A 10,664-nucleotide genomic window follows, 5' to 3' on the forward strand; every position below is an offset into this window, starting at 1 on the left:
GTCGACCGGATGCAGCCATGTGGGCCTGTCTCGTCCCGACGTCCAGCGCGGGGCGCAAGAATCGTGTGGAAGCGGCCGCTCGAACGGGGCATCGGGCAGGTCTTCTTGAGGAGAGGCACTTGGCATTCGTTCCCGCCTTGCCGGTGATCGGCGCATTCACGCTCGCCGCGGCGATCCTCATCGTCACGCCGGGTCCGGACATGACGCTCTTCCTCGGGCGGGCCCTGACGCAGGGCCGCCTTGCCGGAATCGCGGCGCTGCTCGGCGCCTCGACGGGTCTCTTCGTCCATACGATGCTCGCGGCATTCGGGCTTTCGGCGCTGCTCGCGACCTCGCCGGCCGCCTTCTTCACCGTGAAGGCCGCCGGCGCGCTCTACCTGGTCTTCCTCGCCGTGCAGGCGATCAGGAAGGGCTCCGCGCTCACGCTCGAGAGGCGTGCCGCGCCCGGGCGCTCCTTCCTGGAGAACTGGGCGACGGGCCTCGGGATCAACCTTCTCAATCCGAAGATCGTGCTGTTCTTCGTGACCTTTCTCCCGCAATTCGTCTCGGTGCAGGATCCGGATGCGGGCGCGAAGCTTGCCTTCCTGGGCCTCTACTTCATCGCGCTCGAACTGCCCGCCTGCACGGCCATGATCCTGGCCGCCGATCGCTTCTCCTCCGCCCTGAGGTCGAGCCCCAGGATCGCGCGGGCGATCGACTACGTCTTCGCGGGCGTGTTCGGCGCCTTCGCGCTCCGCATCGTCCTCACGCGCGCGCAGTGACACCCATGGGAAGCATCATCGGGACCGAAAGCGCGTCCCAGAGCCGGCCGGCGACGAAGCCCATCACGTCGGCTGCCGGGATCGCCGGGCTGAAAAGGAAGCCCTGCGCCTCGGTGCAGCCCATCTCGCGGAGCTGGTCGAACTGTTCGGCCGTCTCGACGCCCTCCGCGGTCGTCACGATGCCGAGGCTCGTCCCCAGCCAGGCGATGCTACGCACGATCGCCTCGCAGTCGGGCTGGCTCCCGATGTCGCGGATGAAGGAATGGTCGATCTTGATCTTGTCGAAGGGAAAGCTGCGGAGGTAGCCGAGGCTGCAATAGCCGGTGCCGAAATCGTCCATCGAGATGCGGACGCCGAGCGCCTTCAGCTCGCGCAGATCCGCGAGCGTGCCCTCATCGTTGCGCATCAGCACCGATTCCGTGATTTCGAGTTCCAGGCGCTCGGGTGCGAGTCCGGAGGCGGCCAGCGCCTCCTTGACGGTGCGCACGAGGTCCCGGCCGCGGAACTGCATGGCCGACACGTTCACGGCCACCTTGAGGTCGCTCCTCCAGGCGCTGGCGTCGCGGCAGGCCCGCTCCAGCACCCAGCGTCCGAGCGGAATGATCAGACCCGTCTCCTCGGCGATGGAGATGAAGTCGAGCGGCGGGATCATTCCCCGCTGAGGATGACGCCAGCGGACCAGCGCCTCGACGCAGTTGATGGCGTTCGAGCGCACGTCGAGGAGGGGCTGGTAGTGAAGCTCGAACTGGCCGGTGGCGAGCGCGAGCCGAAGGTCGGTCTCCAGAGCGCGCCGCGCCTGCGCCCGGGCATCCATCTCCGGCTCGAAGAAGCGATAGACGCCCCGTCCGTCCGATTTCGCCCGGTAGAGCGCCATATCGGCGTTGCGCAGCAAATCGTCGGGATCGGCGCCGTCGTCCGGGGCGATCGCGATCCCGATGCTCACGCCGACCACGATCCGGTGACCCTCCGCGACGATCGGCTCGTTCAGCGTCTCGATGAGGTGCTGCGCCAGCCGTTCGGCATCGACCGACGTCTGGAGCGCGTGGTGGACGACCGCGAATTCGTCGCCGCCGATCCGTGCGATCGCCCCAGCCTCGCCGACGCGGTCCTTGAGCCGCTGCGCGACGGTCATGAGAAGCGCGTCGCCCACCGGGTGGCCAAGCGAGTCGTTCACGGCCTTGAAGTTGTCGAGGTCGAGGCAGAGCACCGCGAACTGCCCGCCGAGGCGGCACTGGCGAAGCGCCGCATGCATCTCGTCGCGGAATCGGCGCCGGTTGCCGAGGCCCGTCAGGGGATCGTGCTGCGCCATGTAGGCGACCTGCTCCTCCGCCCGCCGCTGCTCGGTGATGTCGGCGTGGGTCGAGACCGATCCTCCGCCCGGGACGCTGCGATGCCACACGGCGATGACGCGGCCGTTGCACAGCTCGTCGACCGCATACCATTCCGTTCTCAACGAAACCGCCCTCAGCCGGTTCTCCACGTAGTTCTCGATGCCGATGGGGGAACTTCCCGCCGCCACGCGCTGCTGCAATATCTCCCGCAGAGGCGTGCCCGGTTGGGTGTGCTCCGGCAGCAGGCCGTACATTTCCGCATAGCGGTCGTTGCAGACGAGCAGACGATTGTCGTCGTCGAACATGCACACGCCCTGCGTGATGTTCTTCAGGACCGCTTGGAAGAGGCGGTTCTGCTCGGTCTGGTCGATCTCCCAGCGCGCGAGCGCCTGAATTGCGGGGGCGGAGTTCTGCCTGGGAACGCTCTCGGCGTCCTCGCGCGCGTTGTGCGGCGGTTCCAGAGCCGCCCGGTTCCGGTATCCCATGTCGCCCGCTTCCATGCCATCCCCAGAGACACGGTAGCCGTCGACCGTTTACGAGAGGTTGATTTTCTGAAAGGAGGATGACTTTTTGGTTGCGTTCGGGAGCGGCCAGGCAAGCTCTCGTTGTCCGCAACGGGTGCGGCAAGATCGTCGCAACGTCGCCTTCTCGACCGATCGTTTACCCTTGGCCGTTATCGCCACCTTGGACCGCCAGGGTCCCGGTGCCCGAGCATCCATGAACACGGCCTCCGCATTCCTTCTTCTCATCGCCGCCGCGGTGGCCTGGGTGGCGTTCCGAAGCACGCGCATGCCGCCCTTCCCGGGGCGGTTCCATTTCGTGCTGATGCACATGGCGGCCGCATGGTGGGCGCTCGCAGCGGCACTCGAGTGGCATATGCCGGACCCGGGCGGAAAGGTGCTGTGGGCGGAACTCGCCTGGCCCGGCATCGTGCTCGCGCCCGCGGGCTGGACCTTCTTCGTCTGGAGCTATGTCAACGGCCGCAGGATCCGGCGCGAGCGCCTGCTGGTCGGCCTCGCCGCCGCATTCGCGGCCGCGACGCTTCTGATCGCGCTCACGAACGGGCGCCATCACCTCCTCTACACGTCCATCCACCCGATGGCCGGGGGCCCCGCCAACGAGCTCGTCTACGAGCACGGGCCGTGGTTCTTCCTCGTCACCGCAGTGCTCTATTTCGGCATGCTGGTGACCGTCTTCGCCGCCGTTTCAGCGCTGCACCGGGCGCCGTCGCTCTACCGGTCGCACTATCTCGCTTTGATCGCGGCGATCGCGCTGCCGTGGATCGGCAACATCATCTATGTCAGCGGATCGGGGACGCTCTTCGCGTTCGACCCGACCCCCTTCGGGCTGATCGCGGCCGGCGCGGTGTTCGGTTTCCTGATCCAGCGCCGCGACTTCGTGGACCTGCCGCCGATCGCGCGCAACGCGCTCGTCGACCATTTGCCGGATGCCGTAATCGTGCTCGACCCGAACGGCGTCATCGTGGAAGCGAACCGCGCCGCCTGCATCCTCGCCGGAGCGGATGTCGCTCCGGTCGGCCGCCATATGCGCGACCTTCCGGTCCTCTCGGCCGTGACGGATCCGCTGCACTGGTCCGAACTGCCGACCGGCGGCCAGGTCTGGGAGGCGAGCATCCGGCCGGCCAGCAGCATCGAGGTGCGCCGCATTCCGCTCCTGCAGGCCGGGCGGATGGTGGGCGCCATGTTGGTGCTGCGCGACATCAGCGACCGCAAGCAGATGGAGAACCAGCTGCGGCTTGCGCTCGAGGCCCTCGAGCGCAGGCTCAGCGCCAACATGGAACTGCAGAACAGGCTGCGCGAGGACGCCATCCGCGATCCGCTGACCGGCGTCTACAACCGCCGCTTCTTCGAGGAGATGCGGGACGATCTTCTCGCCGACGCCGAGGCGCGCGAATGGCCGATCGCCGCGGTGATCCTCGATCTCGACCATTTCAAGAAGCTCAACGACGAGCACGGCCACCAGGCGGGCGACGCCACGCTGCGGGCGATCGGCGGCCTGCTCCAGAAATCCGTCCGGAAGACGGATTTCGTGTTCCGCATCGGCGGCGAGGAGTTTCTCGTCCTGATGCCCGGCATGGGTGCGGAGCAGGGCATCGAGCGTGTCGAGCGCTGGGCGGCCGCGTTCCGGCGGCTGACCTCCGAGCGCCGGCACGGCGTCGAGCCGGCCACGTTCTCGGCCGGAGTGGCGGCCTATCCGGAGGACGGCCGGGACTGGGAGACGCTGGTGAGGCGGGCCGACGAGGCGCTTTACAGGGCGAAGCTGAAGGGCCGGAACAGGGTGGTCGGCTACGGGCAGGCCGACGATGCCGGCCCGGATCCGAGCGTCGGCCGGGACAGCAGGGCGGCCTGAGATCAGTCCTTGGCGCGCTCGACGTAGGAGCCGTCGGCCGTCATCACGACGATGCGGGTGCCCGTGGCGATGTGCGGCGGCACCATGGTGCGCGCGCCGTTGGAGAGGATCGCGGGCTTGTAGGACGAGGAGGCCGTCTGGCCCTTCACCGTCGGCTCCGTCTCGACCACTTCGAGCGTCACGCGCTGCGGCAGCTCGATCGAGACGGCGGCGCCCTCGAAGATGGAGAGCTGGCAGGCCATGCCTTCCTGAAGGTAGACCGCCTGATCGCCGATCACGTCGGCCGGGACGTGGATCTGGTCGAACGTCTCCGGATTCATGAAGACGTAATCGTTGCCGTCCTGATAGAGGTAGGTGTGCTCGCGGTCCTCGACATAGGCGCGCTCCACCTGCTCGGTCGTCTTGTAGCGCTGGACCGTCTTCACGCCGTCGGACAGCCGGCGCATTTCGACCTGGGTCGTCGGCGTGCCCTTGCCCGGGAAGAAGCTCTCGGCCGACAGGACGTTGTAGAGCTGCCCGTCGATCTCGAGAATATTGCCCTTGCGCACGGAACTGGCGATGACCTTCACGTCGTAACCTCTTTGGAGCGATAACGGCGGCGCGCCGCGCGGCCGGAAAACGTGCATGCGCACTAACCGATCCGGAATGAAATGACCAGACATCTCGCTTGCCCGGAACCCGCCGGTCCCGGGCTTGCGGCGGCTTCCGCCGCACCCGGCCCGTCGCCCTGGTGGGATCCGCGCGTGCACGCCGACCGCCGGCCGTTCCTGATGGCGCGCGGACGCATCGTCGCCGCGCTGCGGCGCCGTTTCGAGGCGGAGGGCTTCGTGGAGGTGGAAGCGGCCGCGCTCCAGGTCTCGCCCGGAAACGAGACGCATCTCCATGCCTTCGCGACCGAGCTGCAGGGGGCGGACGGACGCGCGACGAGGCTCTATCTCCACACCTCGCCGGAATTCGCCTGCAAGAAGCTGCTCGCCGCCGGCGAGACGCGGATCTTCGATTTCGCGCGCGTGTTCCGGAACCGGGAGCGCAGCGCGCTCCACCATCCCGAGTTCACGCTCCTCGAATGGTACCGCGCCGGCGCGGGCTACGAGGCGCTGATGGAGGATTGCGGGACGGTGCTCAGGGTTGCGGCCGAGGCGGTCGGCGCGACCCGCTTCGCCTGGCGCGGACGGAGCGCCGATGCCGCGGCCGCGCCGGAGCGCGTCAGCGTCGCGGAAGCGTTCCTGCGGCACGCGGGCATCGATCTCATGGCGACGCTGCCCGCAGGCGCGGGCGATCCGCCGGACCCGGCGCCGCTCGCCGCCGCCGCCGAAGGGATCGGCATCCGCACGGCGGCCGACGACACCTGGTCGGACGTCTTCAGCCGGATCCTCTCCGATCGCGTCGAGCCGCATCTCGGGATCGGGCGCGCGACGATCCTCCGCGACTATCCGGCGAGCGAGGCCGCGCTTGCCCGTCGCAAGCCCGCGGATCCGCGCCTCGCCGAGCGCTTCGAGCTCTACGTGGCCGGCGTGGAGCTCGCCAACGCCTTCGGCGAGCTGACCGACCCGGAGGAGCAGCGCAGGCGCTTCGAAGCGGACATGGACGAGAAGATGCGGATCCACGGCGAGCGCTATCCGATCGACGAGGACTTCCTCGCCGCGCTCGCCCGCATGCCGCCCGCAGCCGGCATCGCGCTCGGCCTCGACCGGCTGGTGATGGTCGCGGCCGGCGCGCCCCGGATCGAGGACGTCGTCTGGACGCCGGTGGCGGAGGAAGGGACTTGCCCGTGACGCGCTCCGCCACGCTCCGCCGCCCGGCCGAGCTCGCCGAAGCCGGGCTCGTGCCGGCCGAGCGCGTCCGTGCGCTCGAGGCAGTCGCGGCGCGCTACGCCGTCGCGATCAGCCCGGTTATGGCCGAGCTCGTGGATCCGGCCGACCCTGCCGATCCGATCGCGCGCCAGTTCGTGCCCGATCCCGCGGAGCTCTCCGGCGCGGCGGGCGAACGGTCCGACCCGATCGGCGACGACGCCCACAGCCCGGTGCCGGGCATCGTCCACCGCTATCCGGACCGCGTGCTCCTGAAGCTCGTCTCGGTCTGTCCGGTCTATTGCCGCTTCTGCTTCCGGCGCGAGATGGTCGGGCCGGGACGGCCCGCGACGCTCTCCGAGGAGGCGCTTTCGGGTGCGCTCGCCTATGTCGGCGCGCATCCGGAGATCTGGGAGGTGGTCGTGACGGGCGGCGATCCGCTGGCGGTGGCGCCGCGCCGGATCGCGGATCTCATGGGCCGGATCGCCGCGCTCGGCCACGTGAAAATCGTGCGCTTCCACAGCCGCGTGCCGGTGGTCGCGCCGGAGCGGGTCGACGGTGCGCTCGCGGCGGCCCTGAAGGCGGAGGGCATTGCGACCTGGATCGCCGTGCATGCCAACCATCCGCGGGAGATCGGTCCGGCCGCCGCGGCCGCACTCGCCCGGCTCGCCGATGCCGGCATCCCGCTCGTCAGCCAGAGCGTGCTCCTGAAGGGCGTGAACGACGACCCGGCGGTGCTTTCCGCCCTGATGCGCGCCTTCGTGGAGAACCGCGTCAAGCCCTATTACCTGCATCAGGGCGATCTCGCGCCCGGGACCTCGCATCTGCGGACGTCGATCGCCGAGGGGCAGGCGCTCATGCGCGCGCTGCGCGGGCGGGTCTCCGGCCTCTGCCAGCCGGCCTACGTCCTCGACATACCCGGCGGCTACGGCAAGGTGCCGGTCGGGCCGGCCTATCTCGCCGGCGGGGACGGCGCCCATGTCGTCACCGACTTCGAGGGCCGGGCGCATGCCTACCCGCCCGAAGCGGAGCCGCGGGAGGGCTGATCCGCCGGTCCCGCCTCACGGCCGGCTGCTGCCGCCGCGATGCGCCCAGCCGGTCATCCGCGCCTCGAGCCAGGCCATCAGCGCGTACATGGCGATGCCCTCCACCGCGAGCACGACGAGCCCGGCGAAGATGAGCGGCACCTGGAACTGGGCCTGCGCCTGCAGCATCAGATTGCCGATGCCGTGGTTCGAGGCGACCGATTCCGAGATGACGGATCCGACGAAGGCGAGCGTGATCGCGACCTTGAGCGATGCGAAGAAATAGGGCAGGGCGCGCGGGATCCCGACCTTGCGGATGATGTCGAACTTGGAGGCGCCGAGCACCTTCAGGATGTCCTCGAGCTCCGGCTCCGTGGTGGCGAGGCCGGTGGCGACGTTCACCACGATCGGGAAGAAGGAGATCAGGAACGCGGTGAGCACGGCCGGCACCGCGCCGAGCCCGAACCAGAGCACCAGGATCGGCACGACCGCGACCTTCGGCACCGCGTTGAAGCCGATCATCAGCGGGTAGAGGCCGGCATAGATCGCGCGCGACCAGCCGACGAGGAGGCCGAGCGCGAGGCCGAACACGATGGCGAGCGCGAAGCCGATCAGCGTCGTCGTCAGCGTCACCATCGATTCCCGCCAGATCGCGCCGGAGAAGCGCACGAAGGCCTCCGCCACCGCCGTCGGCGCCGGCAGGAAGAAGGGCGGGATCGCGAAGATGCGGACCGCGCCCTCCCAGAGCACCAGCGAGGCGACGATGAAGACGGTCGGCGAGAGCCAGGCGAGGGTGCTGCGGCTCATGGCCGGCGGGCGTGCGTCAGGGCAGCTTGCGCGCCTCCGCATCAGGCAGGAAAGAGGCGTCGAAGACGGCGCCGGGCTGCGGCTTCGCCTTGAACTGGTAGGTGAGGCCGATCTGGTCGATGGCGCTCGCAAGCCGCTTCTCGTCGACCGCGCCGAGCCCGTTCGCCTTCGTCTCGTCGGTGACGATGTTCTGCTCGACCGCCATCGTCAGCCGCTCGAGTTCGGTCGCCTCGGTGGCGACAGGATTGGCGGCGACGACATACTCGACCGCTGCGGCGGGATCGGCGATCGTCTCCTTGAGCGCCTTGTTGAAGGCCGCGAGGAAGCCCTTCACCGCCTCGGGGTGGGCCTTGGCGAAAGCCGGGCTGACGAGGATCGCGTTGCCGTAGAGGTCGACGCCGTAATCCGCCATCAGAAGCACGGAGATGTCGTCGGCCGGCACGCCGGCGGCCTTGAGGTTGATGTAGGAGGAGAAGGAGAATCCGGTGATGGCCTGGACGGCGCCCTGGGCGAGCATCGGCTCGCGGACGGGAAAGCCGACATTCTCGATCTTCACCTTGGCGGCGTCGATGCCGTTCGCCTCGACGAAGATCGGCCATTGCGCATAGGCGCCGTCGGGGGCGGGCGCGCCGAGCGTCTTGCCTTCGAGATCCTTCGGCGCGGCGACCCCGAGGCTCTTGCGGCCGACGATCGAGAAGGCCGGCTTGTTGTAGACCATGTAGACGGCCTTGAGCGCCGCTTGCGGGTTCTGGTCGCCGAACTTGATGAGCGAGTTGATGTCGCCGAAGCCCATGTCGTAGGTGCCGGAGGCGACGCGGTTGATCGGCTCGAGCGATCCGGCCGCCGTGTCGATGGTGACCGCCAGGCCCTCTTCGGCGAAGTAGCCCTTCTCCTTGGCGAGCAGGAAGGGTGCGGCCGGCCCTTCGAATTTCCAGTCGAGCGTGAACTTCACGGGCGTGGTCTGGGCCTGTGCCGGCCCGGCCGGCACCTGGGCGAGAAGGAGGCCGGCAAAGGCGGCCAGGATCGCAATGCGCGTGTTCGGCATGAAGGACTTCCCTCCGTCGTTCTCCTCGTCCGATCGACGATGCAGGGACCGTGCCAGTCCGGGTCGCCGGCGCACGTCCTTGGGAGCAGCGCAACGGCGCGGCCGCCGCTTATGCCGGGCCGGTACGCCTGCCGTCCTTCTCTCTTTCTCTGCGACAGGCGGAAATCCGCACCCGCTTGACTCTCGGCCGAGGCTCTGGAATCCATGAGAACAAATAGGAAACAAATCGGATCGGGCACGCCATGGCCACCCCCGCCGAGGCGCGGGCGGAGCTTTGCCGCCTGCGTCGCGAGATCGCCCGCATCGAAGGCCGGCCTGCGGAGGACGACCGCATGGCCGTCGACGGAGACACGCCCGGCGGCGGAATCGCGCGCCTCGCCTTCGGGATTCCGCCGCTCGACGCGGCACTCGGCGGCGGTCTCGCCTGTGCGGCGCTCCACGAGATCCGCACCGCCGAGACCCGCGAGGGCGCGGCCGGCGCGGGCTTCGCGGCCGCCTGCCTGATCCGCCTGACGGCGCAGGCGGGCCGGCGGCCGATCCTGTGGATCGGAACCGAGGAGAGCTGCCGCGAGGCGGGCAGGCTCCATGCGCCCGGGCTCCTCGCGCTCGGGCTCGACCCGGCGCTGATCGTCTCCGTCGTGACGGAGCGGCCGGCGGATGCGCTCTGGGCCTTCGAGGCGGGTCTCGCCTGCCGCGGCCTCGCGGCGGCCGTCTGCGAATTGCGGCGCGGCGCCGACATCGACCTCACCGAGACCCGGCGCTGCGCATTGCGGGCGCACGAGGCGGGCGTCACGGGCTTCCTGCTCCGCTTCGGCGCAGCGCCCGAGCCGACCGCGGCGGAAACACGCTGGCGGCTCGGATTCGCGCCGGCCGGTCCTGTCGGCCTCTATGCCGCGGGCGTCGGCCGGCCGGCCTGGCGGGTCGAGATCGAGAAGAACCGGGCCGGCCGCACCGGCGCCCACATCCTGGAATGGAACGCGCATGAGCGACGCTTCGAGACACCGGCCGGCCACGCGGCCGACGCGCATCCTGTCGCTCTGGCTGCCCCGCCTTTCGACCGATCGGACCGCCCGGCGGGAGAAGGCTTCCGGCGCGCCTCCTGAGATGCGGCCGCGGGCCGTCGTCGCCAAGGCCGATAATGCGCTGCGCGTCGTCGCGGTCGACCGCGTCGCGGAGACGAGGGGCGTCCGGGTCGGCAGCGGGCTCGCCGATGCGCGTGCGGCCGTCCCAGACCTTCTCGTCGAGGAAGCCGACGCGGCCGGCGACCGCGCCTTCCTGGAGGGCCTCGCGGACTGGTGCGGCCGGTACACGCCGCTCGTCGCGCTCGATCCGCCGGAGGGGCTCTTCCTCGACATCACGGGCTGCGCCCATCTCTTCGCGGATCGCGGCGGCGGGGGCGGGGAGGCGCGGCTCGCGGCCGACCTTCTCGACCGTCTCGCGGCGCAGGGGCTCGCCGCGACCGCGGCGATCGCTTCGACCGCAGGGGCGGCCTGGGCCGCGGCGCGCTTCTCGGGACCGGCCGTCCTCGCGCCCGG

10 protein-coding genes are annotated in these 10,664 nt (G+C 69.8%); 6 read left to right on the top strand and 4 right to left on the bottom strand.

What is annotated here, in order from left to right:
* Positions 1-119: 119 nt before the first annotated feature.
* Positions 120-761: a LysE family translocator gene (locus E4O86_RS15080; RefSeq protein ID WP_161141381.1), complete on the top strand. Its 642-nt coding sequence runs from the start codon at positions 120-122 to the stop codon at positions 759-761.
* Here the strand turns inward: E4O86_RS15080 and E4O86_RS15085 are convergent.
* Positions 745-2,577, bottom strand: coding sequence for a putative bifunctional diguanylate cyclase/phosphodiesterase (locus tag E4O86_RS15085; protein ID WP_205520896.1), 1,833 nt, complete (start codon positions 2,575-2,577; stop codon positions 745-747). The genes E4O86_RS15080 and E4O86_RS15085 overlap by 17 nt on opposite strands.
* A 232-nt stretch (positions 2,578-2,809) precedes the next feature.
* On the opposite strand from E4O86_RS15085, the gene E4O86_RS15090 reads away from it, so the two are divergent.
* Positions 2,810-4,462 carry a histidine kinase N-terminal 7TM domain-containing diguanylate cyclase gene (locus E4O86_RS15090; RefSeq protein WP_161141383.1) on the top strand — a complete coding sequence of 551 codons (1,653 nt, stop codon included), beginning with the start codon at positions 2,810-2,812 and terminating at the stop codon, positions 4,460-4,462.
* A 2-nt stretch (positions 4,463-4,464) separates the two neighbouring features.
* Here the strand turns inward: E4O86_RS15090 and efp are convergent, their stop codons facing one another.
* Positions 4,465-5,088, bottom strand: coding sequence for an elongation factor P (efp, locus tag E4O86_RS15095; RefSeq protein ID WP_161141384.1), 624 nt, complete (start codon positions 5,086-5,088; stop codon positions 4,465-4,467).
* A 144-nt stretch (positions 5,089-5,232) separates the two neighbouring features.
* Here efp and epmA point away from each other — a divergent pair, with 144 nt between their 5' ends.
* Both epmA and E4O86_RS15105 read left to right on the top strand, forming a co-directional pair.
* A complete protein-coding gene (gene epmA, locus E4O86_RS15100) occupies positions 5,233-6,237 on the top strand; it encodes an EF-P lysine aminoacylase EpmA (protein ID WP_246206427.1) in 1,005 nt (334 codons plus the stop codon).
* Entirely contained in the window at positions 6,234-7,298 is a 1,065-nt protein-coding gene (locus E4O86_RS15105; protein ID WP_425500132.1) for a lysine-2,3-aminomutase-like protein, read from the top strand. The genes epmA and E4O86_RS15105 overlap by 4 nt, the downstream gene beginning before the upstream one ends.
* Positions 7,299-7,313: 15 nt before the next feature.
* Here the strand turns inward: E4O86_RS15105 and E4O86_RS15110 are convergent, their stop codons facing one another.
* Both E4O86_RS15110 and E4O86_RS15115 read right to left on the bottom strand, forming a co-directional pair.
* Entirely contained in the window at positions 7,314-8,084 is a 771-nt protein-coding gene (locus E4O86_RS15110; protein ID WP_246206423.1) for an ABC transporter permease, read from the bottom strand.
* Positions 8,085-8,100: 16 nt separating this feature from the next.
* On the bottom strand, positions 8,101-9,129 hold the full coding sequence (locus E4O86_RS15115; protein WP_161141388.1) for an ABC transporter substrate-binding protein: 1,029 nt from the start codon (positions 9,127-9,129) through the stop codon (positions 8,101-8,103).
* 242 nt (positions 9,130-9,371) lie between these two features.
* Here E4O86_RS15115 and E4O86_RS15120 point away from each other — a divergent pair, with 242 nt between their 5' ends.
* Positions 9,372-10,232, top strand: coding sequence for an ImuA family protein (locus tag E4O86_RS15120; RefSeq protein WP_161141389.1), 861 nt, complete (start codon positions 9,372-9,374; stop codon positions 10,230-10,232).
* Position 10,233: 1 nt separating this feature from the next.
* The coding region (locus tag E4O86_RS15125) for a Y-family DNA polymerase (RefSeq protein ID WP_484573212.1) at positions 10,234-10,664 on the top strand (431 nt) is incomplete at its 3' end.

The organism is Propylenella binzhouense (genome assembly GCF_009866965.1).
Taxonomy (GTDB): Bacteria; Pseudomonadota; Alphaproteobacteria; order Rhizobiales; family Afifellaceae; genus Propylenella; species Propylenella binzhouense.

Excerpts from the sequence above, each read along its gene's own strand:
- E4O86_RS15085 (WP_205520896.1), bottom strand. The coding sequence starts at position 2,577 with ATGGGATACCGGAACCGGGCGGCTCTGGAACCGCCGCACAACGCGCGC.
- E4O86_RS15090 (WP_161141383.1), top strand. The coding sequence starts at position 2,810 with ATGAACACGGCCTCCGCATTCCTTCTTCTCATCGCCGCCGCGGTGGCC.
- efp (WP_161141384.1), bottom strand. The coding sequence starts at position 5,088 with ATGCACGTTTTCCGGCCGCGCGGCGCGCCGCCGTTATCGCTCCAAAGA.
- epmA (WP_246206427.1), top strand. The coding sequence starts at position 5,233 with ATGGCGCGCGGACGCATCGTCGCCGCGCTGCGGCGCCGTTTCGAGGCG.
- E4O86_RS15110 (WP_246206423.1), bottom strand. The coding sequence starts at position 8,084 with ATGAGCCGCAGCACCCTCGCCTGGCTCTCGCCGACCGTCTTCATCGTC.
- E4O86_RS15115 (WP_161141388.1), bottom strand. The coding sequence starts at position 9,129 with ATGCCGAACACGCGCATTGCGATCCTGGCCGCCTTTGCCGGCCTCCTT.
- E4O86_RS15120 (WP_161141389.1), top strand. The coding sequence starts at position 9,372 with ATGGCCACCCCCGCCGAGGCGCGGGCGGAGCTTTGCCGCCTGCGTCGC.